Raw genomic sequence first — 21545 nt, 5'->3', positions numbered from 1 at the left:
CGGCCCGCGGCCCCGCGGTGGAAGACTGGGTGCATGCAACAGTTGATCAGCCCGCTGAGCGGGCGGCTCGCCGATCCGGCCGCACTGGAATCGCTCGCCGCCGTGTACGCGTACCCCGAACAGGTGAATCAGGGGCGCCCCTGGCTGCGTGCCAACATGGTGACCGGTCTGGACGGCGGGGCCAGGCTGGACGGGCTGTCCGAGGGGCTCTCCGGGGACGCCGACAAGCGGATCTTCGGGGTGCTGCGGGCGCTGTCGGACGTGGTACTGGTGGGCGCGGAGACCGTCCGCGCCGAGGGCTACCGGCCGGCCCGGGCGCGCAGGGAGTTCGCAGCGGCCCGGACGGCGGCCGGGCAGGCGCCCGCCCCGGCGATCGCCGTGGTGACCCGCTCGCTGCAGCTGGACCTGACCGCGCCGCTGTTCACCGAGCCGCTGGTCAGGACGGTGGTGATCACCACCGAGGACGCCTCGGCGGAGCGCCGCCGGGCGGTCGCCGAGGTGGCCGACCTGGTGGTCGCCGGCACCGGCTCGGTGGACCTGCGGGCGGGCGTGGCCGCCCTGGCCGAGCGCGGCTGGACCCGGCTGCTGGCCGAGGGCGGCCCGCGTCTGCTGGGGCAGCTCACGGCGGCCGGCCTGGTGGACGAGCTGTGCCTGTCGCTGGCCCCGCTGCTCACCGGCGGCGACGCGCCGCGCATCCTGCACGATGCCCGAATGCCGGACGTGCAGCGGATGCGGCTGGTCTCATTGATCGAGCAGAAAGGATTCCTCTTCACCCGCTACCTGCGTCACCCGGGTTCGGATGACCCCGTGACCCCCTGATCGTGATCCCGTTATGCGATGCCGGGGCCCGGGGGCCGGCCACTGGAAGGACTCACGTGTTCAAGACGGTACTGATGATCGAAAAGGCTCTCTCCGACGCGGACGTGGAGCTCGTCACCACGCTCCACGGCGAGGAGAAGGTGTCCTTCGTCGTCCTGATGCAGCCGCGCGGCAAGCAGGACGAGCTGCTGCGGGCTCTCGACGACGTCGCCCTCGGCCACCTCGACAAGGTGGTGCACGAGCACGACGAGTCCGAGACCGCGCCGACCGTGGCCAGCGAGTCGCTGGAGCACAGCCTGCGCCACCTGCGCTCGGCCGGCGCCGAGGCGGTGGGCGAGCTGGTCGAGGAGAAGCCGCTGGAGCGGCTGCGCACGGTCGTCGAGGAGCAGCGGGCGGACGAGGTGGTGGTGCTCACCTCGCCGCACTTCGTGGAGGAGTTCTTCCACCGCGACTGGGCCTCCCAGGCCCGGCACAAGGTGGGGGTCCCGGTGCTCCGACTGTTCGCCAGCGACTCCTGAGCGACTCCTGGCCCGGAGCGCCGGTGGTGCAGAATCGTCCTTGCGGTCCGCCCGCGAGGACGATTCCGTCCGCCCGACCTGTCTGCCCCCGCCCGTACGGAGCCACGCCTTGAACGACGCCGCGCACGACCTGCACGCCCCGCACTTCATCGGCATCGGCGGCGCCGGGATGTCCGGCCTGGCGAAGATCCTCGCCGTGCGCGGGGCCAGCGTCTCCGGCAGCGACTCCAAGGAGTCCGAGACCGTCCTCGCGCTGCGCGCCCTCGGCGCCACCGTGCACGTCGGCCACGCCGCCGAGCACGTGCCGGACGGCACCAGCAGCGTGGTCGTCTCCAGCGCGATCCGCGCCGACAACCCGGAGCTGGTCGCCGCCCACGAGCGCGGCATCCCGGTGGTGCACCGCTCCGACGCGCTGGCCGCGCTGATGGGCGGCCGCCGGGCGCTGGCGGTGGCCGGCACCCACGGCAAGACCACCACGACCAGCATGCTCGCCGTCGCCCTCGGCGAGCTGGGCCTGGACCCGTCCTACGCGATCGGCGGGGACCTCGACGCGCCCGGCTCCAACGCCCACCACGGCGCCGGCGGGATCTTCGTCGCCGAGGCGGACGAGAGCGACCGCAGCTTCCACAAGTACGCGCCCGAGGTGGCGATCGTGCTCAACGTGGAGCTGGACCACCACGCCAACTACGCCTCGATCGAGGAGATCTACGAGTCCTTCGAGACCTTCGTCGGCCGGATCGTGCCCGGCGGCACCCTGGTGGTCTCGGCCGACCACGACGGCGCCCGCGAGCTCACCTCCCGGGTGGCCGGCCGCGAGGGCCTGAACGTGGTGACGGTCGGCTCCGCCGAGGACGCCGACCTGCGGGTCCTGTCGGTGGTCGCCCACGGCATGACCAGCGAGGTCACCGTGCTGCTGGACGGCACCGAGCTGGCCTTCACCGTCTCGGTGCCCGGCCGGCACTACGCCCACAACGCGGTGGCCGCGCTGGCCGCCGGCGTCGCGCTGGGCGTCCCGGCCGCCGACCTGGCCAAGGCCCTCGGCGCCTACACCGGCGTGCGCCGCCGCCTCCAGCTCAAGGGCGAGGCCGGCGGGGTCCAGGTGATCGACTCCTACGCCCACCACCCCACCGAGATGACCGCCGACCTGGAGGCCGTCCGCGAGGGCCTGACCGGCGGGGGCCGGGTGCTGGTGGTCTTCCAACCGCACCTGTTCAGCCGCACCCAGCAGCTCTCCGAGGAGATGGGCCGGGCCCTGGCCCTGGCCGACGCCTCGGTGGTGCTGGACATCTACCCGGCCCGCGAGGACCCGATCCCCGGCGTGACCAGCGAGCTGATCCTCGACGCCGCCCGCCGGGCCGGCGCCGAGGTCACCGCCGAGCACTCCTTCGCCGCCGCCCCCGCCCTGCTGGCCGGCCTCGCCCGCCCGGGCGACCTGCTGCTCACGATGGGCGCCGGGGACGTCACCAACCTGGGGCCGGAAATCCTGCGGCACCTCGCGAACGTTGCCTCCAACGTCTGACCCACGTCCGTCCGACGTACGCCGCGACCGGGAGCCGTGAGATGAGCTACGAGATCGAGAAGACCGAGGCCGAGTGGCGCGCCCAGCTCAGCCCCGAGGAGTACCACGTGCTCCGCGAGGCGGGCACCGAGCGCCCGTTCACCGGTGAGTACACCGACACCAAGACCGTCGGCGTCTACGGCTGCCGGGCCTGCGGGGCCGAACTGTTCAGCTCCGAGACCAAGTTCGACAGCCACTGCGGCTGGCCGTCCTTCTACGATGCGCGCAACTCCGATGCCGTGGAACTGCTGGAAGACAACAGCCTCGGCATGCGCCGGGTAGAGGTCCGCTGCAAGCGGTGCGGCGGGCACCTGGGCCACGTCTTCGAGGGCGAGGGATACGGCACGCCGACGGATCTACGGTATTGCATCAACAGCATCTCCCTGACTCTGAAGCCCGTTGGAGACTGAGCCGACCAGCGCTACTGCTTGACTCCCTCCCCGCTTCGACGAGCGAGGATTCCGGTCGCGTCCGCCGCATGCGGTGGACGCGACCGGCGGTTGGCGCATCACAGACCGGGCAGCCCCGAGGTCTCCACGCCCTGGCACCGCATGCCCTGCGGCGCTGAGGATGTTCTTCGCGGCATTCACATCAGCGTGTTCGGCGTGTCCGCAGGCAGCGCATCGGAAGTCGGCTTGGCTCTTGCGCGACTTCCGGTCCAGATGCCCGCACACATTGCATTTCTGGGATGTGTACGCCGGGTTCACCAGCACGACGAGTGTGCCGGTGGTGCGCCCTTTGTTGCGAAGCGCGAGTTCGAACAGCTTCCAGCCCTTGTCAAGAATGGACCGATTGAGGCCGGCTTTCTGCCTGACGTTTCGGCCCGGTTCTTCACCGGTTCCGGACGCTCTGGCGGTCATGGACCTGATGCGCAGATCCTCCAGAGCCACCAGTGCGTTCCGATTCGCGATCGTGTTCGCCGTCCAGGCGCAGAAGTCCGCGCGTCGGTTACGAGTCCGAGTCGTCAGAGCTCGGATCGCCACCACCGTTTCTCGGCGGCGGTTACTCCCTTTCCTCTGCCGCGCCAGTTTTTGCTGTAGCCGACGCAGCCTTGCGGCCTCGCCCGGCGTGACAAATGGTCGATCATAGAACTCGCCGTCCGATGTCGTTACGGCTACCTTCACCCCTCTGTCGATGCCGATGGCGCGACCAGGCAACGGGTGCCCCATCGGGGTGGGCTGTCCGTCCTCGATCTGAAACGAGATGAACCAGTGCCGCCCCCGACGAGCAACCGTCGCCGACCTAACACAACCGCCAAGCGGTCGAGACCAGCGGAACCGAACCCAACCGAGCTTGGGGAGCCGCACACGGCCCCATTTGCGGCCAATCCTCTCAACCGCGATCTGCTTCGCGTCCGGGAAGCGGAACGATGGCGACCACCGCCTCCTGGACCGCCACCGCACGCCGAATGTCCCGCGCTCCCGGCAGGCTCGTTCAAGGTCTCGCAGTGTCTGTTGAAGAATATGAGAGGGGGCCTCTGCCAGCCATGGGAACTCTCGCTTGGCCTCGGCCAGCTCCGCCGCCTGCGGCACGTAGTTCATCCATGCGTCGCGCCGCCGATACTCACGTCGCTGTTCCAAGGCAGTGTTCCACACGGCCCGACAGATATCGCCAAAACTGCCGCACAGCTCGACCTGGCCAGTCGTCAGCTCGAGTCGATATCGCCGCCCGAACAACATAGTCGCAGACCCCGTTCGAACCGTGAATCCGTAAGGTCGACCCCAATCTAGCCGACAAGGCGCCCAGGCGGCACCGGCGATGGAAATCGCCCACGAACTGAACGCAAGTCACCGAAAATGTCCAACGTTGCGCTATCACGCCCCCGCCTCAACCATTCACCGGTTCGAAGCGGACCGGGAGGTGCGTCAGCGCCCGGTGGAAAGGGCCCGGGCGCCAGAGCAGCTCCTCGGCGGGAGTGGACAGTTCGAGGTCGCTGAGGCGGCTGCCCAGCTGCTCGATGGCGGTGATCGCGATCAGCAGGGCCGGATCCCGGGCCGGACAGGCGTGCGGCCCGGCCGCCCAGGCCAGGTGGGCGCTCTCGCCGCTGCGCAGCCCGCCGTCGCCGGTCGGCGGCGCGGCCTGGGAGTTGGCGGCCGCGTACGAGACCAGGACCAGCGTGCCCGCCTTGATCTCCCGGCCGTGGAAGGTGATGTCGTACCGCGGGTAGTGCGCCGAGAGGTTGGCCATCGGCGGCTCGTGCCAGAGCACCTCGTCGATCGCCTGGTGGGCGGTCATCGCGCCGCCGAACAGCGAACCGGCGTAGCGGGCGTCGGTGAGCAGGCGCAGCAGAGCGTTGCCGATCAGGTTGGTGGTCGGCTCATGCCCGGCGATCAGGGTCAGGGTGATCTGCCGGATCACCTCGTCGTCGTCCAGGCCGACCGGGTGGGTGACGTACCAGGAGGCGAGGTCGTGCCGGGGGCGCTCGCGGCGCTCGGCGACCATCGCGGTGACCACCGCCAGGAGCTTGCCGTACGAGGCGCCGGCCTTCGCGGTGGACTCGATCAGCCCGGTGATCGCGGCCACCACCTCGGCCCGCTGCTCCTCCGGCACCCCGAACCAGGTGGTGAGCACGAAGGCGGGCAGCTGGCGGGCGTACTCGGCGATCAGGTCGGCGTGCCCGACGGCGGCGAAGCGGTCGATCAGCCGGTGCGCGGTCTCGGCGACCTGGCGCTGGAGCCGGTGCGGTTCGAACAGCGCGAGGGCGTCGGTGATCACCGCCCGGTAGCGGGCGTGCGTCTCGCCGTCGCTGAACAGCGCGGTCGGGCGGTAGCCGAGCACCGGCAGCAGCGGGGAGTCCGGCGGGACGGTCCGCTGCCAGGCCCGGGAGTCCTTGGAGAAGGTGTCGGTGTCGCGCAGCAGGTCCAGCGCCGCCTGGTAGTCGGTGACCAGCAGGGCGTCGACGCCGGGCGCGACCTCCACCGGGGCGACCGCGCCGTGCCGCCGCAGCCGCTCGTAGACCAGCTGGGGGTCGGCGGCGAAGGCCGGGCCGTGGATCGGGGTCGGGCGGGACTCGGCGGTCACGGCTGCTCCGGGGTGGCGGGGGCGGCGGGCAGGGCGTCCAGGACGTGCTCGGCCAGCGCGATCAGCGTGTCCAGGCTGCTGTCGCGGTCCCGGGCGTCGCAGAGCAGCAGCGGGGTGGCGGCGTGCAGGTCCAGGTGGGTGCGCAGCACCTCGACCGGGTGGTCCGGTGCGTCCGGGAAGCGGTTGACGGCGACGGCGTACGGCAGGCCCTGCTCCTCGACCATGTCCATGATCTCGAAGGAGTCGGCCAGCCGGCGGGTGTCGGCGAGCACCAGGGCGCCCACGGCGCCGCGGGCGATGTCCTGCCAGAGCGGGAAGAAGCGGCGCTGTCCGGGGGTGCCGAACATGTAGAGCACGACGTTGCCGGGCAGGGTGAGCCGGCCGAAGTCGACGGCGACCGTGGTGGTGCTCTTCCCCGGCAGGCCGGCCAGGTCGTCCACCGGGCGGCCGGTCTCGGTCATCGCCTCCTCGGTGTGCAGGGTGGCGATCTCGGAGAGGGTGCGGATCAGGGTGGTCTTGCCGACCCCGAACGGGCCGGCCACCACCAGCTTCATCAGCGTCTGGTCCCGGTCGGGCAGGTAGCCGACCCGGCCCGGCTGCTCCGCCCCTGCGGGCCGTCCTGTCTGGTCTTCCGGGCCCGGCCGTCCGGCCGGGTCACCGGAGCGCACGGAGTCCAACGAGGAGCCTCTCGACGATGGAGCGGTCGGTCTGCTGGGCACGCGGGATCGGCGCGCGGGCGTGCAGGCAGCCCGCCTCGACCAGGTCGGCCGCGAGGAAGACGGTGGCGCTGACCGGCAGGCGCAGGTGCGCGGCGGCCTCCACCACGGTCAGCGCGCCGGGGCGCAGCAGCTCCCAGAGCCGGCGGTGTTCGGGTTCGAGGGCGTCCGGCGGGTCGGCGCGGTCGGCGAACAGCACGGTCAGCCGCTCGAAGCCCTTGGTGCCGGGGCGGCTGCGGCCGCCGGTGGCCAGGTAGGCGGGCACCATCCGCCTGCGGGGGGCGGCGGTCATGACCGGTCGTCGTCGTCCTGCCGCCGGGCCGGGCTCGCGAGCGCGCGACCGAGGGCGGCGACCTGCAGCTGCATCTGGTAGGCCACGTTGCCGAGCTGGGCGTCCGGAGAGGTGAACACCGCGAGCGAGGTGTTCTCCCCGGCGGGCACCACGACGGCGTAGCCGAGGTCGGACTCCACCACGGTCTGGGCCAGCCGGGGCCGCTCGGCGTCGGTGAACGCGGCGGTGAAGGCCCGGGCGGCGGCGTGCACGGTGGCGGTCATCGCGGCGACCCGCTCGGCCGAGGCGCGCTCCAGACCGCCCGAGGCGCCCTCGACCAGGCCGTCCCCGGTGGCGATGACCGCGTGCAGCACCCCCGGCAGCTCCAGCAGCGGGGTCAGCACCCACGAGATCTCGTCGGTGGCGGTCGGGCTGGGCGTGCTGCTCACTGCTCGGCTCCTTCTGAGGTCGGACCGGCGCCGCGGTCGGCGGGGGCGCGGCCGGCGGTGGTGTCGCCGGGGGTGGCGTCGCCGGGAGTGGTGTCGCCGGAGGTGGCGGGGGTGCCGGTGGTGCTGTCGCCGCCTGCGGGGGCGGCCGGGCCGGGCGCGGTACCGGCGGCGGCCTCCTCCCGGGCGGCCCGGGCCACGGCGGCCCGGCCGGAGTCGGTGCCCCGCTGCAGCGCCTGCCAGTGGGCGGCGGCCTGCTCGGGGGTGCGTTCGGCGGCGGGGGCGGCGGCGGGGGCGGGCTCCCCGGCGGCCGGCCGTTCGGCGGTCAGCGGACGGCGGCGGCGCCGGGTGGGCAGGCCGGTGCCGTCGTCGGCCGCGGGGGTCTCGGCCGCGGGAGTGCCCGTCCCGGGGGTTTCGGGCGCGGGGGTCTCGGGCGCGGGGGTCTCGGGCGCGGGGGTCTCGGGCGCGGGGCCGTCCGCCGCGGGCCCCTCCGCGACCGGATCGGGGACCACGCGGATGGCCGGCGCCGGGTGCGGGCCCGGCTGGTCGTGGCGGTCGGCGAGCCGCGGGCCGTCCGGCTCCTGCGCGTCGCGCATCGGCGGGACGGCCGCGACGGTGGGCGCCGGGGCCGGCCCGGCACCGGCCCGCAGCGGCAGCGGGGTGAGCACCGACAACGGCTGCTCGTCGTCCACCACGGTCACCAGCGCCGCCGGGATGCGCAGGATGGTCCGCATGCCGCCGTAAGGCGAGGGCTCGATGTGACAGGAGAAGCCGTACTGCCGGGCCAGCTTGCCGATCACCGCGAAGCCGGTCTTGGGCGGGTTGCCGAGCTCGGTGAGCAGCATGTCCGGCGGGCCGGCCAGCAGCCGGCGGGCGCGGCGCAGCTGGTCCTCGTCCATGCCGATGCCGCTGTCGTCGATGATCACCAGCGCGCCGCGGCCGCCCTGCTGGACGGTGACCGGGACGTCGGTCTCCGGGTGGGAGTACGCGGTGGCGTTGGCGAGCAGCTCGGCGAGGGTGACGGCGACCGGCTCGGCGGCCCGGGCGACCACGGCGAGGCGCTGCTCGCGCAGGTGGTTGGCGACCTTGATCCGGGCGTAGCCGGGCACCCGGGAGAGCGCGCCGACGACCACCTCGGCGAGCGGCGAGTCGGTGCGGGCCAGGCCCGGCCAGGCCTCGCAGAGCACCGCGACGGTCTGGATCCGGCGCAGCGCGACCTCGTTGCGGAAGTCGACCTCCAGCAGCCGGGGGTCGTCGTTCTCGTGCTGGAGCTGCTGGACCAGGCTCTGGATCTGGTACAGCAGGGTCTGGATCCGGGAGGTGGCGCCGCGCATGGCGGCGCGGGCGGCGGCGTCCACCCGTTCGCGCTCGTCGGCGAGCGCGGCCTGGGCGGCGTCCAGCACGGCCTGCAGTGCCCGGACGGCCTCGGGGCCGACGGCCTGCGGGTCCAGCGGGCCGACCAGCGGGGCGTTGGTGTGGGTGAGCCGTACGGCGGTGGCGGCGATCCGCTCCTGGGCGAGGTGGCCGATCTCGGCGAGCAGCGCGGCACCGCGGGCTTCGGCCTCGGCGAGCAGCGCGGCCCCCCGTGCCTCGGCCTCGGCGAGCGCGCGGTCGGCCTGCTCGGCCCGGGCGGTCGCGGCGGCACCCTGCCGCACGGCGTCCCGGGCGGCGTCCTCGGCCTGCCGGGCCGCCTCCCGCGCCTCGCGGGCGCCGTCCTCGGCGGCCCGGGCGCGCTCCTCCGCCCGCCGGGCCTCCTCGGCGGAGCGCCGGGCGGCCTCCTGCGCCTCGCGCTGCTCCTGCTCGGCGCGGGCGAGCCGGCCCTCGGCGGCCCGGGTGCGCTCCTCGCCCCGGTCGAGCGCGGCCTCGGCGGCCCGGGTGCGCTCCTCGCCCCGGTCGAGCGCGGCCTCGGCGGCCGTCGCCCGGGCGACGGCCCCGGCCCGGCCGCGGGCGAGCACGGCCGCGGCCACGGCGGCGACCAGCGCCAGGACGATCAGCGCGATCTGCGTCATCGGAGTCCTCGGGAGTGCTTGCTGCGGGTCGGACCGGGCGCTGCGGCCGGGCCCGCCGGGCTGGTGGTGGGGAGGGGCGCGGACCGGGTCAGTTCCGGACGGTGCGCGGGCGCGGGGCGCGGGCGGCGTCCTCGGCCAGCTCCCGGGCCACCAGGGCGACCTGGCCCAGGGCCTCCAGGGCGCCCGGGGCCGCCGAGCCGTCCAGGTGCCGGTACTCGGCCGCGACGGTGAGCACCAGCCGCTCGGGCAGGCCGAGTTCGGGGTGGCGCTGCTCGGCGATCACCCGTCGGGCGGCGTCCAGGGCGGGTATCCCGGCGGCGTGCAGGGTGTGGGCGCGCTCGCGGACGTAGGCGAGGTAGCCGATGTGCTGCTGGACGCCGTCGCGGTCGAGCACCGGGCCGTGGCCGGGCACGAAGATCTCCGCGCCGGTGGCCAGGGCCTGCTCGCAGGCGCCGATGACGTTCTCCAGCGGTCCGGCCCAGTGCGAGGGGTGGTCGCCGGGCTGCTCGGGCGTCGAGGAGAAGATCACGTCGCCGGTGAACACCGTGCGCTGGTGCGGGAGGTGGACCAGCAGGTCGCCGCCGGTGTGCGCGGCGGGCAGGCTGGTGATCCGCACCGGGTAGCGGCCGACGGTCAGCTCCAGCTCGCCGGTGAAGACGGTGTCGGGGCGCACCGGCTCGGTGCTGGACCAGTCGAACCGCCCGAAGTGCTCCTTCAGGTAGCCGCCGAGCGGCGAGTCCGGGTCGCTGTTGGCGACCAGCGCGTGCTGCTGCTGCGGGGTGGGCTCCCAGTGGATGTGCTCCAGCGCCTCGCGGGTGGCGATCACCTCGGCGTCCGGCAGCACCCCGGCGCCCCACAGGTGGTCCCCGTTGGCGTGGGTGACGACCACCCGGTCGATCCCGACCCCGTCGGGCAGCAGCCGCCGGCTCGCGGCGAGGAACTCCCCGGCCATCGAGGGGTCGTACGGCGTGTCGACCCAGAGCGCGGTGGTCTCCGAGACCAGCAGCCCGCAGTTGGCCAGGCCCCACCCCCGCTTCGGCGGGAGCCACACGTACAGGTCCTCGGCAATCGCGCTCACGTTCGCACGGCTGATCGTCATGTGCGCGATTATCCCCATCCGGTGACAGGAGTGGAGCAAAACCATTGCGGTTCAAGCCACTTCACGCCCGGAGCAACCCGGACCGTCCCGATTCGTCCCACCTGGTCTGGACCACATCTGGCCGAAGTGGCTCGGCCCGCCGGCCGCGGGCGGGCACGGGCCGGTCCCTCCCCGGCCGCGGCCCTTCCCCGCCGCGGCTGTCCCCGCCCGCGGCCGGGCACGCCCGCTCGGCCCGCCGGGCCGGCGCGTCAGCCCTCCTGCTCCGACGGCCGCTCCAGCCGCTTGACGCCCTTGCGCTCCCCCGCGCAGCGCTCGTACCCGAGCCAGGCGTTGATCGCCAGCATCGGCCCGTTGGTCGTGTCGTTGCTGGTGTACGCGTACCGGTGGCCCGCCGCCGCGGCGAGCCGCAGCGACTCCAGCTTGGCCAGCTTGGTCAGCCCCCGGCCGCGGAACTCCCGGCGGCAGGCGGTGAACGCCGACCAGTAGCGGCCCTCCCCGTCGGTCTGCGCCATGCTGAACGCGGCCGGCCGACCGTCCACCACGGCCACGACGCTCAGCGCCAGGTCCCGGTCCGGCCGGGACCAGTCGTCGCGCAGCCAGTCCTCGTACTCCAGGGCGTCCATCGGCACCTCGCTGCCGGGCTCGTCCAGGATGGCGTCCGCCTCGACCAGGAACACCGGGTGCGGGTCGGCCGCCCAGTCGGCGGCCGGGCGCAGCTCGACACCGGCCGGCCGTACCGGCGCGGGCGGCAACGGGAGCGCCAGGTCCCGTCCGGCGAAGTGCATGGCGCGCCCGAGCCGGTAGCCCCGGGCGGTGGCGAAGGCCAGCGAGGCGGGCTCGTCGTCCAGCCAGGTGTGCAGTTCGGTCACCCCGTGGCCGGTCAGGTGCCGTTCGGCCGCGGCCAGCAGCGCCGAGGCCGCGCCGCGCCGCCGGAACCCGGGCAGCACGCTGCCGTTGGCGTAGCCGACGCCCGCGGTCGTCGTCCCGAGCACCACCCCGCAGCGCACCGCGCCGACCACCCGGCCGTCCAGCTCGGCGACGAAGGTGCGGAAGTGCTCCTCGGGACTGGGCCGGGCGTTCAGCCAGACCAGGGCCTCGGCGGAGAGCACCAGGTGCTCGCGCCCGGCACGGTGGGCCGCGACCACGGCCTCGGCGTCCCCGGGCTGGAAGTCACGGACCGTCAAGGAAGAAGAAGAGGAAGAAGTCATGGATTCCCACGCTAGCCCCGCCCGCCCGCCCGACGCCTCGGATTTTCCCGCCCGGAAGGGCGCCCCACCTGCGCGGACGACCCGGGCTCGGGACCAAAGTCCCTCACCCCCGGGCCGACATGCTCAAATAATGCTCTGAGAAGACCGGGTGAGGCTTGGCAGCCACCCCGCCCGGGGACATTCTCAGCAGCACGGCCGCGCGGTTCCGGCGACGACGCCCGCACCGGTCGACGGCCCTCCCACCCGGCCCTCAGAAGGGGGCGAACCGATGACTTCCCCTGCCCTGGAACTGCCCGGCTCCGCCGCCGTGCCCGTGAACGGCGCGCCCCGAGCGGCCGCCGGCCGCGAAACGCCGTCCCGACTGGGCGTCGGCCTCGGCTGGCGCGGCGAGATCGACACCGTGGTCGAACGCCAGCCCGGCCTGGACTGGGTCGAGGTGGTCGCCGAGAACATCTGCGCCGACCACCTGCCCGACTCCCTGACCGTGCTGCGCGAACGCGGCGTCACCGTCGTCCCGCACGGCGTCGGCCTCGGCCTCGGCGGCGCCGACCTGCCCGACCCCGGCCGCCTCGAGCGGCTCGCCGGGGCCGCGCTGGCGCTCGGCTCCCCGCTGGTCACCGAGCACCTGGCGTTCGTCCGGGCCGGCGGCCTGGAGGCGGGCCACCTGCTGCCCGTCCCCCGCACCCGGGACTCGCTGCGGGTGATCGCCGAGAACGTCCGGATCGCCCAGGACCACCTCCCGGTGCCGCTCGCCCTGGAGAACGTCGCCGCGCAGCTCGCCTGGCCGGACGACGAGTTCACCGAGGGCCAGTTCCTCGCCGAACTGGTCGAGCGCACCGGTGTCCGGCTGCTGATCGACGTCGCCAACCTGCACACCAACCGGGTCAACCTCGGCATCGACCCGGCCGCCGAGCTCGACCGCCTGCCGCTGGAGGCGCTCGCCTACGTCCATGTCGCGGGCGGCACCCTGGTCGACGGCGTCTGGCACGACACCCACGCCCACCCCGTCACCGAACCGGTGCTGGAGGTGCTGGCCGAACTCTGCGCGCGGGTCGCCCCGCCCGGGGTGCTGCTGGAGCGGGACGCCAACTTCCCGCCGCCCAGCGAGCTGGCCGGTGAACTGGACGCCATCCGCCGGGTGCTGGAGGGGAGCACCCCGCGATGAGCGACCTGACGACACCGGCACGGCGGGACGCCGACCGGGCCCCCGCCGCCGAGCAGGACACCGCCGCCGCCCGGCGGCGCCTGGCCCGGCGCCAGGAGGAGCTGCTGGCCGCCCTGGTGGCCGGCGGGCCCGTCCCGCCCGGCTTCGACGAGCGCCAGGTCCGCGCCCAGTCCACCGGCCTGGCCGCCAAGCGGCGGGACACCACCGCCAAGGTGGCCCCGGACCTGCGCCGCCTGCTCGGGGCGCGGTACGGGCCGCTCTTCCTCGGCTACGCCCGCTCCCACCCGCAGACCGGCGGCTACCGCGCCGACGCCCGGGCCTTCGCGCAGTGGGCGCTCACCGACGGCGGCCCGCTCGCCGCCGACCACCGCCGGGCCCTGGAGCAGTGGCTCCGCCCGGCACCGGCACGACCGCCGGGCCCGCTCGCGCGCCTGCGCCGGGCCCTGCGCCGGCAGCCGGCCACCGGCGGCCACGGCGCCACCGCACCCTGACCAACCGTCACCATCCCGGGGGAAACCGCCCATGTGGCACAACGACTACTTCATCGTCCCGGCCGCCCTGCTGGTGGCCGCCGCCCTGTACGCCGCCCAGACCCGGCAGCGCATCGGCCGGGTCCGGTACGCCAAGGGCCTGCCCGGCCGCGGCCTGCCACTGCTCGACACCGCGTTCCTGTCCGGCGGGCCCGGGCGGGTGGTCGACACGGCCCTGGTCCGGATGCACCTGGCCGAGCAGGTCGTGATCAGCCGCTCCGGCCTGGTCACGCTCACCGGCGGCAAGCCGTACGACGCCGTCGACCAGGCCGTCCAGGACGCCGTCGGCCCGACCGGGAGCCGCCAACTCGGCCCGCTGCGGCGCACGGTGATGCGCTCCGCCGCCGTCCAGGAGATCGGCGACCGGCTCGCCGACCGCGGCCTGCTGCGCCGCCCCGAGCGGCTGCGGCGGGCCCGCACCGCCCGCCGGCTGCTCTGGCTCGCGATGCTCGTCGTGGTGGCCTCGGCGGCGGCCGCCCTGCTGCTCGACGACGGCGCCGCCGGCCACGAGCGCCCGAACCTCTGGGTTCCGGGCCTCCTGCTGGCCGGGGGCTTCGTCTCGCTGCTCGCCACCCCGCCGGTCAAGGGCCGGATCACCCCGGCCGGGCGGCGCCAGCTCTCCCTGATGCAGGGCCGCCCGTGGACGCCCAACTCCGGGATGCCGCCCCGGCTGGCCGGCGGCGCGCTGCTGGGCGCGCTCGCGCTCGGCGGCCTGGCCGCCGCCGGGTTGGAGAACCCGGAGCTGGAGGCCGCGATGCTGGCCGCGTCGGCCGAGGAGGAGGCCGCACGGCAGGCGGTCACCGCGAACGCCTCCGCGTCGTCCTCGTCCTCGTCGTCGTCCTCGTCGTCGGGCTCCTCGTGCTCCTCCGCCTCCTGGTGCGGCTCCTCCGACTCCGGCTCCTCCCACTCCGGCTGCGGGTCGTCCAGCGGCGGGTCGTCCTCGTCGAGCTGTGGCTCCTCGTCCTCCTCCAGCTGCGGGTCCAGCTCCTCCAGCTGTGGCTCCTCGTCCTCCTCCAGCTGCGGTTCCAGCTGCGGCGGCGGCTGCGGCTCCTGAGGCCGGCCGGGGGCGCTCGGCGGCCCGGTTCCGCGCACCTCCGACGCCACCGCCGGACGTCACAGTTCGGTATCGCGGACCGGGAAGGCGTTCCGCGCGCCGTCGACGCAGGCATACAACAAGCCCATGTGGTTGCTGTTCCTCATACCGGCCTGTGTCGCGGCGGTCCTGTCCTGCCTCCGACTGGTCCGGATGACCGCCACCGCCGACGCCCTCACCGACCAGAGCGGTCTGCGGCCCCCCGAAGCCGTCGGCATCGGCCTCTACGAGACCGCCTACCTGGCCGGCGGCCCGGACCGGGTGGTCGAACTCGCCCTCGTCCTGATGGCCGGCCGCGGCCGGCTCCACCTGGCGCACACCGGGTGGACCACCGTGGTCGACCCCAAGGGCCGCAGCCGCCTGGAGCGGGCGGTCATCGCCACCGTCGGCTCCGAGGGCCAGTGCCGGACCGACGAGCTGCGCCGGGCGATGGCCGAGCACCCCACCGTGCTGGAGATCGGCGCCCGGCTCGCCCTGGCGGGCCTGGCCACCCCGGCCCTGGTGCAGCGCAACACCGTGGTGGTGATCCGGCAGGTCCGGCACGCACTGCTGCTGGGGCTGGTCCTGCTGGCCGCCTCGCTGGCCTTGGGTGGCCTCACCGGCGGTGACACCCTCGCCCCGCTCGCCTGGTTCTCACTGCCGCTGGTGCTCACCTCGGGCACCCTGCTGATGGCCCGGGTCGACGTCTACCCGTACACCCGCTGGGCCTCCCCGATCGGCCAGGAGGTGCTGCGCGAGGTCCGCCCGGCCCGCCAGCGCGGCCTGGCCGACGACGAGGAGCGCGAGCTGCTCACCGCCGTCGCCATGAAGGGCCCGGCCGTCCTGCCCGACGCCCGGCTCCGCGCCGCCCTGCGCCCGCACCGGACCTGAGCCCGCCCGCAGGAGACGTCCCGCGAAAGGCGGCTGCGCCACCCCGCCGACCAGGGCAGACTTCCGCCCATGGACCAGGGTGACCACGACGTGCTCGACCGCGCCCGCGCCGAGGGGCGGCTCGTCCGGCTGCGCCGCGCCATCCCCGGCGCGGACCGGCTGGAGGGCTTCGTCCTCGGCACCGGCCCGGTCTGGACCCTGCTCGCCGTCTGCACCGACCACCGTCTCGACGGCTGGACCGCCGTCCGCACCGCCGACCTGCGCACGGTCCGCGACCGCGGCGGCCCGGAGGGCCTGACCGTACGGGCGCTGCGCCGCCGCGGCCTGTGGCCGGCCCACCCGCCCGGCGCCGACCTGCCGCTGGACGACCTGCCTGGCCTGCTCACCGCCGCCTGCGCCGAGTACGGCCTGATCGCCCTGCACACCGAGCACCGCGACCCCGACGTCTGCCGGGTCGGTACGGTCACCGCGCTGCGCCCCGCCTCGCTGCGGCTGCACGAGGTCGACCCCGAGGCGCGCTGGCACCCGGAGCCGACGAAGGTCCGCTTCGCCGACGTCACCCGGGTCGACCTCGGCGACTACTACACCGCCGTGCTGCGCGAGTTCGCCGGGCCGCGCCCGTAGGGCCCTGTCCGACAGCGGCCCCGGGGAACGCCGGAGGCCGGCTCCCCACCAGGGGAACCGGCCTCCGGGAACCGCGGGTCCGCTCAGACCAGGCCGTTCAGCAGCTCGCCGACCGGCTTGCGGCGGCCGGTGAAGAACGGCACCTCCTCGCGGACGTGCAGCCGGGCCCGCGACGGGCGCAGGTCGCGCATCAGGTCGACGATCCGGTGCAGCTCGTCCGCCTCGAAGGCGAGCAGCCACTCGTAGTCGCCGAGCGCGAACGAGGCCACCGTGTTGGCCCGCACGTCCGGGTAGCCTCGCGCCATCATGCCGTGCTCGGCGAGCATCGCGCGCCGCTCCTCGTCCGGCAGCAGGTACCACTCGTAGGAGCGGACGAACGGGTACACGCAGACGTAGTCGCGCGGGCGCTCGTCGGCCAGGAAGGCCGGGATGTGCGACTTGTTGAACTCGGCCGGGCGGTGCAGCGCCATGTTCGACCAGACCGGCTCCAGCAGCCGGCCCAGGCCGGTGCGGCGGAAGCGGTTGTACGCCTCCTGGAGGTCGTCCGAGTCGGCGGCGTGCCACCAGACCAGGATGTCGGCGTCCGCGCGCAGACCGGAGACGTCGTACGTGCCGCGCACGGTCACGTCCTTGGCGTCCAGCTGGGCGAACAGCTCGTCCACCTCGGCGGCCAGCGCGGTGCGGTCCTCGGGCAGGGCGCCCTTGAGCTTGAACACCGACCACATGGTGTAGCGGATGACCTGGTTCAGGTCGCGCGCCTTCTTCTTCTCGGGCCGCTGCTCCGGCTCCCGCTCAACGCTCTCAGTCATGCGCCCATTGTCCTCTCCGTGGAACCTTCCCCGGTCGCCGGGGTCAACAGTCTGTCGACGGCCGCGGCGGCGGCCGCCGCCGAACCGATGCACGCCGGGATGCCCACCCCGTCGTACGCGGCGCCGCACAGCGCCAGCGCGCCCACCCGTCCGGCCGCCGCCCGCACCCGGGCCACCCGGTCCAGGTGCCCCACCGGGTACTGCGGCAGACCGGCCGAGAAGCGGGAGACGAAGGTGTCGTACGGCCTGGCGGTCAGCCCGACCGCCTCCTCCAGGTCCGCCAGCGAGCGGGCCACCAGCTCCTCGTCCGCCAGCCCCAGCGCCTCCTCCTCGCGGTACCGGCCCAGCGAGGTGCGCAGCAGGAACGCGTCCGGCGCGGAACGCTCCAGCCAGCCCCACTTGTTGGAGGAGAACGTCGAGGCCTTGATCCGCCGCCCGTCCACCGGCGGCACCAGGAAGCCGCTGCCGCTCGGGAGTTCGGCCAGGTCGGCGCGGCGGAAGGCGAGGGTCACCAGGGCCATGCCCGCGTACTCGACGGCGTCCAGCTCGGCGGCGGCCGCCGGGGCGTCCTCGCGCAGCAGCCGGGCCGCGGCGGGGGCCGGGACGGCCAGCACCACGGCGTCCGCGTGCAGCACCTCGCCGCCGGTCACCACCCGCCAGCCGCCGGGGGTGCGGCGCAGCTCGTCCACCGGGGCGTCGGTGCGCACGTCCACCCCCGCCTCGACGCAGGCCGCGGCCACCGCGCCGGGCAGGGTGCCGAGGCCGCCGCGCAGGCCCTGGAACACCGGGGTGCCGACCACCTTCGGCCGCGAGGCCAGCTCGTGCACCCCCTCGACCAGCGAGCCGCCGCCGCGCGCGATCGACAGCAGCTGCGGGACGGCGGCACGCAGCGAGATCTCGTCGGCGCGGCCGGCGTAGACGCCGCCGAGCAGCGGCTCGACCAGCCGGTCCACCACCTCCTGGCCCAGCCGGTCGGCGACGTAGCGGCCGATCGCGACGTCGTCGCCGACCTCGGTGGCCTGCTCGTGCCGGGCCCGCTCCAGTCCTTCGTCGGTCAGCACCCCGGAGGCGGCCAGCGCCGCCAGGTCACCGGGGACGCCCATCACCTGCCCGCCGGGCAGCGGCCGCAGCGCGCCGCGGGTCCAGATCGCGGCCTTCGCGGTGGTCGGCGGCTCCAGCGCCTCGCCGAGCCCGACCGCCCGCGCCAGCTCCACCGCCTCCGGCCGCCGGGCCAGCACCGACTCGGCCCCGAGGTCCACCCGGACCCCGCCGACCTCACCGCCCCACAGCTTCCCGCCGACCCGCGCGGACGCCTCCAGCACCGTCACCCGCGCCCGCGCCGGCCCCCCGGCCGCCCCACTCAGGAAGGCGGCCGCAGCCAGCCCCGCGATCCCACCACCGACGACGACGACCTGTGCATCCGACATGCTCCGCAGTCTCGCAGGTCCTTACGCCGAACCCTCAATCCCCCGCACGCCTGCCGCCCGGCACCAGCCCGTCCAGATCGATCGTGATCGGGAACGGCACCGGGCGTTCGAGCTTGCCGCGGAAGATCCCGGCCGGGGCGTAGGAGGAGGTCACCGTCTCCAGCTCGAAGGCGTGCACGACCGGCAGGCCCTCTTCTTCCTCCACGATCCAGTAGTGCGGGATCCCGGCCTCGGCGTACTTGCGGACCTTGACCGTACGGTCGCGGTGTGCGGACTCCGGCGAGACGACCTCGACGACGAGCACCACGTCGGCCACGTCGAACCACGTACGGTTCGCGTCGTAGTCCGCCGAAGCAACCACCACGTCCGGCTCCGGCCGGTTCCATCGGTCGAGCTTGACCGTCATCTGGTCCTCGACCATCATCCCGTCCGGCAGCAACGACTCCAGAGCAGCGGTCAGATTTCGCACGACCCGGCCGTGAAACGAACGCTGCGGCGACATCATGAAGACCAGGGCTCCGTCGATCAGTTCGGTGTGCCGCGGTGCCTGCGGCAGGTGGTCGAGGTCGTCGGCAAACCAGCCCTCGTCTCTGGGCGCGTACATCCAGTCCGGCAGCTCGCTCATAGTGCCAAGATAGCGAGTTCGAGACCGCCGCGAGGTTCCACTTAATCTGTGTGCTGTGGAACCGATCGTGGTGAGCGCGTGTCTGGCCGGGATTCCCTGCCGGTACGACGGGCGGGCGAAGACCTCCGACGGCGCCGTGCGGCTGGTCGGGGAGGGGCGGGCCGTGGTGGTGTGCCCGGAGGGGGCGGGCGGGCTGCCGACGCCGCGGCCGCCGGCGGAGATCGTGGGCGGGGACGGCGCGGACGTGCTGGACGGGCGGGCCCGGGTGGTGGACGCCACCGGCACCGACTGCACCGAGGAGTTCCTGGCCGGCGCCCGGGCGGCGCTGGCCGCCGCCGAGGAGTCGGGGGCGCGGCGGGCAGTGCTGATGGCGCGCAGCCCGTCCTGCGGCTGCGGGCAGGTCTACGACGGGACGTTCACCGGGCAGCTGCGCCCCGGCGACGGGGTGACGGCGGCGCTGCTGCGCCGGGCCGGGATCGACGTCGCGGCCGGATAGGGCCTGCCGTCGTCCCGCGTAGGCGGGTCCGAGGGCAGGCCTGGTGGCCGGCCCCCGGCTCCCGGGGGCCCGCCACCGGGAGGTCAGCGCGCGCTGGCCTCGTGGACGAAGGCGACCAGGCGGCTGAGCGCGTCCGGGTCCATGGACGGCAGCACGCCGTGGCCGAGGTTGAAGATGTGGCCGCTGGTGCCGAGCGCCTGGGCGGCGTGCAGCACCTCGCGGGCCTTGGTCTCCACGACCTTGGTGGGCGCGAACAGCACCGCCGGGTCGAGGTTGCCCTGCAGGCCCTTGCCCGGGCCGACCCGCTCGGCGGCGACGTTGAGCGGCACCCGCCAGTCGACGCCGACGATGTCCGCGCCGGCCGCGCCCATCAGGCCGAGCAGCTCGCCGGTGCCGACGCCGAAGTGGATCCGCGGCACGCCGTAGCCGGCGACGGCGTCGAAGACCTTGGTGCTGGCCGGCATCACCGAGCGGCGGTAGTCGTCCGGTGCGAGCGCGCCGACCCAGGAGTCGAACAGCTGGACCGCCGAGGCGCCGGCCTCGATCTGCACCTTGAGGAAGGCCGAGGTGATGTCCGCGAGCCGGTCCACCAGGGCGGCCCACAGCTCGGGCTGGCCGTACATCATGGCCTTGGTGTTCTCGTGGTTCTTGGACGGGCCGCCCTCGACCAGGTAGCTGGCCAGCGTGTAGGGCGCCCCGGCGAAGCCGATCAGCGGGGTCTCGCCGAGCTCGTCCACCAGCAGGCCGACGGCCTCGGTGATGTAGGGGACGTCGTCCGGCTCCAGCGGGCGCAGCCGCTTCAGGTCCTCGGCGGTGCGGATCGGGTCGGCGATCACCGGGCCGATGCCGGGCTTGATGTCGACGTCGATGCCGACGGCCTTGAGCGGCACCACGATGTCGCTGAAGAAGATCGCCGCGTCCACCTTGTGCCGGCGCACCGGCTGCAGGGTGATCTCCTTGACCAGCTCGGGCCGCATGCAGGACTCCAGCATGGGGATGCCCTCGCGGACCTTCAGGTACTCGGGCAGCGAGCGGCCGGCCTGGCGCATGAACCACACCGGGGTGTGCGGCACGGGCTCGTGCCGGCAGGCGCGCAGGAACGCGGAGTCGTACGCGGCGCCGCGGCGCGCGGGGGTGGTCGGGCCGTCGTGGGTGGCCGCCGTCGTGTCTGCCGTAGTCTCGCTCACGCGTCAAATCTTCGCACGCGTGCCGGGCCCGGTTTCCCGGCCGGTCTCGTCGGTTCCTCCAAGATCTGTCCGGGTTTGCCGTTCCGGCACGCCGCTGGGAGAGAAGTTGCGGCGATAACCCCGCGCTTCGACCTAGTCTTCGGGGCATGGCAGCGGTCGGAGGGCACCCCGCGCAGGGTGGCGGAGCAGGTGGCGGAGCGGGTCGCGAGGGGGCGCCGAGCGAGTTCCGGGCGGCCGTGGCGGCCCTGGACGGGGCGCGGCTGCGGCCCGAGGTGCAGCTCTCCCCCGCGCCGGCCCCGCGCCGGCCGGCCCCGTACTCGTTCGCGGTGACCGCCTCGGTCGAGGTGGACGGCGAGGAGCTGGCGGACGGCCGGCTGGTGCTGCTGTACGACCCGGCCGGACAGGAGGCCTGGAACGGGGAGTTCCGGGTGGTCACGATGACCAGGGCGGAGCTGGAGCCGGAGATGGCCGGCGACCCGATGCTCTCGGAGGTCGGCTGGGCCTGGCTGCTGGACGCCCTGCAGGCGCACGGCGCCGGGTACGCGGAGCCGTCCGGCACGGTGACCCTGGCCGCCTCCCAGTACTTCGGTGGTCTGGCGGACCGCCCGTCGTCGACCGAGATCGAGATCCGGGCCTCCTGGACCCCGGCCGACGGCCGCTTCGAGCGGCACCTGGCGGCCTGGGCGGACCTGCTGTGCATCAGCGCCGGACTGCCGCCGGCCGCCCCGGCCCCGCAGGGGCCCGCCGAGGTTCCTTCACTCGGTGGAGTGGTCCCGATGCCGGCCCGGCGACGCCCCCGGTCGCACTGACGGGTGGCGTGCGGTCCGGACGGCGCCCGGACGGCCGGACGCCACCCCCAGGGCTGACGGGACGCCCCCGGGGCTGACGGAGTGTGACTTCGGACCCCGCTCTGCGTCAATTCATCGGTCGATACTGACCAATCGGCACCAAATCTGATCGATTTTGTACGAATACCGGGCATGTCGCATCAATCATTTGCGCGATTTGTCCGTATTGTTACTCACTAGATCGTGATCTTTCGCTAAAGCCGGGC

The 21545-nt window shown here is 74.3% G+C and carries 21 protein-coding genes and 1 pseudogene; 10 read left to right on the top strand and 12 right to left on the bottom strand.

Annotated features, from left to right (window positions below):
- The first annotated feature begins 33 nt into the window (after positions 1-33).
- The 4 genes from ACZ5GH_RS25540 to msrB all read left to right on the top strand — a co-directional run bounded on the left by ACZ5GH_RS25540 (position 34) and on the right by msrB (position 3305).
- The gene (locus tag ACZ5GH_RS25540; RefSeq protein ID WP_464335330.1) at positions 34-819 is read left to right on the top strand and encodes a pyrimidine reductase family protein; all 786 of its coding nucleotides are present in this window, start codon (positions 34-36) and stop codon (positions 817-819) included.
- Positions 820-875: 56 nt separating this feature from the next.
- Positions 876-1337 carry an indole-3-glycerol phosphate synthase gene (locus ACZ5GH_RS25535; protein ID WP_387757975.1) on the top strand — a complete coding sequence of 154 codons (462 nt, stop codon included), beginning with the start codon at positions 876-878 and terminating at the stop codon, positions 1335-1337.
- Positions 1338-1446: 109 nt separating this feature from the next.
- Positions 1447-2856, top strand: a complete 1410-nt coding sequence (gene murC, locus ACZ5GH_RS25530) for a UDP-N-acetylmuramate--L-alanine ligase (protein ID WP_464335329.1) — start codon at positions 1447-1449, stop codon at positions 2854-2856.
- 41 nt (positions 2857-2897) lie between these two features.
- Complete coding sequence (gene msrB / locus ACZ5GH_RS25525) at positions 2898-3305, top strand: peptide-methionine (R)-S-oxide reductase MsrB (protein WP_387757971.1); 408 nt, start codon at positions 2898-2900, stop codon at positions 3303-3305.
- Here msrB and ACZ5GH_RS25520 read toward each other — a convergent pair.
- From ACZ5GH_RS25520 to ACZ5GH_RS25485, 8 genes are all read right to left on the bottom strand, one after another.
- Positions 3252-4574 (bottom strand): RNA-guided endonuclease InsQ/TnpB family protein, encoded by a 1323-nt coding sequence (locus ACZ5GH_RS25520; RefSeq protein WP_464335328.1) that lies wholly within the window; start codon positions 4572-4574, stop codon positions 3252-3254. The genes msrB and ACZ5GH_RS25520 overlap by 54 nt on opposite strands.
- 148 nt (positions 4575-4722) lie before the next feature.
- Positions 4723-5916: a cytochrome P450 gene (locus ACZ5GH_RS25515; RefSeq protein ID WP_387757966.1), complete on the bottom strand. Its 1194-nt coding sequence runs from the start codon at positions 5914-5916 to the stop codon at positions 4723-4725.
- The gene (locus ACZ5GH_RS25510) at positions 5913-6470 is read right to left on the bottom strand and encodes a GTP-binding protein (protein ID WP_387757964.1); all 558 of its coding nucleotides are present in this window, start codon (positions 6468-6470) and stop codon (positions 5913-5915) included. The genes ACZ5GH_RS25515 and ACZ5GH_RS25510 overlap by 4 nt, the downstream gene beginning before the upstream one ends.
- A gap of 100 nt (positions 6471-6570) precedes the next feature.
- On the bottom strand, positions 6571-6924 hold the full coding sequence (locus ACZ5GH_RS25505) for a DUF742 domain-containing protein (RefSeq protein WP_387757962.1): 354 nt from the start codon (positions 6922-6924) through the stop codon (positions 6571-6573).
- Positions 6921-7352 (bottom strand): roadblock/LC7 domain-containing protein, encoded by a 432-nt coding sequence (locus ACZ5GH_RS25500; RefSeq protein WP_464335327.1) that lies wholly within the window; start codon positions 7350-7352, stop codon positions 6921-6923. Before ACZ5GH_RS25500 ends, ACZ5GH_RS25505 begins: the two co-directional genes overlap by 4 nt.
- Positions 7349-9358: an ATP-binding protein gene (locus tag ACZ5GH_RS25495; RefSeq protein ID WP_464335326.1), complete on the bottom strand. Its 2010-nt coding sequence runs from the start codon at positions 9356-9358 to the stop codon at positions 7349-7351. Before ACZ5GH_RS25495 ends, ACZ5GH_RS25500 begins: the two co-directional genes overlap by 4 nt.
- A gap of 88 nt (positions 9359-9446) precedes the next feature.
- Positions 9447-10457, bottom strand: a complete 1011-nt coding sequence (locus tag ACZ5GH_RS25490) for an MBL fold metallo-hydrolase (protein WP_464335325.1) — start codon at positions 10455-10457, stop codon at positions 9447-9449.
- Between the two features lie 248 nt (positions 10458-10705).
- Positions 10706-11641 carry a GNAT family N-acetyltransferase gene (locus ACZ5GH_RS25485; protein WP_464335324.1) on the bottom strand — a complete coding sequence of 312 codons (936 nt, stop codon included), beginning with the start codon at positions 11639-11641 and terminating at the stop codon, positions 10706-10708.
- A gap of 337 nt (positions 11642-11978) precedes the next feature.
- On the opposite strand from ACZ5GH_RS25485, the pseudogene ACZ5GH_RS25480 reads away from it, so the two are divergent.
- The 4 genes and pseudogenes from ACZ5GH_RS25480 (at position 11979) to ACZ5GH_RS25465 (ending at position 15947) form a co-directional block, all read left to right on the top strand.
- Positions 11979-13321: pseudogene (locus ACZ5GH_RS25480) on the top strand (MbnB/TglH/ChrH family RiPP precursor modification enzyme).
- Between the two features lie 31 nt (positions 13322-13352).
- Positions 13353-14414: a TIGR04222 domain-containing membrane protein gene (locus ACZ5GH_RS25475; RefSeq protein WP_464335323.1), complete on the top strand. Its 1062-nt coding sequence runs from the start codon at positions 13353-13355 to the stop codon at positions 14412-14414.
- A 126-nt stretch (positions 14415-14540) separates the two neighbouring features.
- Positions 14541-15323 (top strand): TIGR04222 domain-containing membrane protein, encoded by a 783-nt coding sequence (locus ACZ5GH_RS25470; RefSeq protein WP_464335322.1) that lies wholly within the window; start codon positions 14541-14543, stop codon positions 15321-15323.
- Between the two features lie 69 nt (positions 15324-15392).
- Positions 15393-15947 carry a hypothetical protein gene (locus tag ACZ5GH_RS25465; protein WP_387757953.1) on the top strand — a complete coding sequence of 185 codons (555 nt, stop codon included), beginning with the start codon at positions 15393-15395 and terminating at the stop codon, positions 15945-15947.
- 83 nt (positions 15948-16030) lie between these two features.
- On the opposite strand, the gene hemQ is transcribed toward ACZ5GH_RS25465, so the two are convergent.
- Genes hemQ through ACZ5GH_RS25450 form a run of 3 tightly spaced genes read right to left on the bottom strand, consistent with a single transcriptional unit; the run spans position 16031 to position 18808 of the window.
- Positions 16031-16756, bottom strand: coding sequence for a hydrogen peroxide-dependent heme synthase (hemQ, locus tag ACZ5GH_RS25460; RefSeq protein ID WP_387757951.1), 726 nt, complete (start codon positions 16754-16756; stop codon positions 16031-16033).
- Positions 16753-18183 (bottom strand): protoporphyrinogen oxidase, encoded by a 1431-nt coding sequence (gene hemG / locus ACZ5GH_RS25455; protein WP_464335321.1) that lies wholly within the window; start codon positions 18181-18183, stop codon positions 16753-16755. Before hemG ends, hemQ begins: the two co-directional genes overlap by 4 nt.
- 34 nt (positions 18184-18217) lie before the next feature.
- Positions 18218-18808: a Uma2 family endonuclease gene (locus ACZ5GH_RS25450; protein ID WP_464335320.1), complete on the bottom strand. Its 591-nt coding sequence runs from the start codon at positions 18806-18808 to the stop codon at positions 18218-18220.
- Between the two features lie 55 nt (positions 18809-18863).
- Here ACZ5GH_RS25450 and ACZ5GH_RS25445 point away from each other — a divergent pair, with 55 nt between their 5' ends.
- On the top strand, positions 18864-19304 hold the full coding sequence (locus ACZ5GH_RS25445) for a 2-thiouracil desulfurase family protein (protein WP_464335319.1): 441 nt from the start codon (positions 18864-18866) through the stop codon (positions 19302-19304).
- Between the two features lie 83 nt (positions 19305-19387).
- Here ACZ5GH_RS25445 and hemE read toward each other — a convergent pair whose 3' ends face one another.
- Positions 19388-20491 (bottom strand): uroporphyrinogen decarboxylase, encoded by a 1104-nt coding sequence (hemE, locus tag ACZ5GH_RS25440; RefSeq protein ID WP_387757944.1) that lies wholly within the window; start codon positions 20489-20491, stop codon positions 19388-19390.
- A 146-nt stretch (positions 20492-20637) separates the two neighbouring features.
- Between hemE and ACZ5GH_RS25435 the strand changes: the two genes are divergently transcribed.
- Positions 20638-21300: a DUF3000 domain-containing protein gene (locus tag ACZ5GH_RS25435; RefSeq protein ID WP_387757943.1), complete on the top strand. Its 663-nt coding sequence runs from the start codon at positions 20638-20640 to the stop codon at positions 21298-21300.
- Positions 21301-21545: the final 245 nt, after the last annotated feature.

It is taken from the genome of Kitasatospora sp. Xyl93 (genome assembly GCF_055383135.1).
Note: the sequence above shows the minus strand (reverse complement) of the source record. Positions and strands in the feature narration are given on the sequence as shown.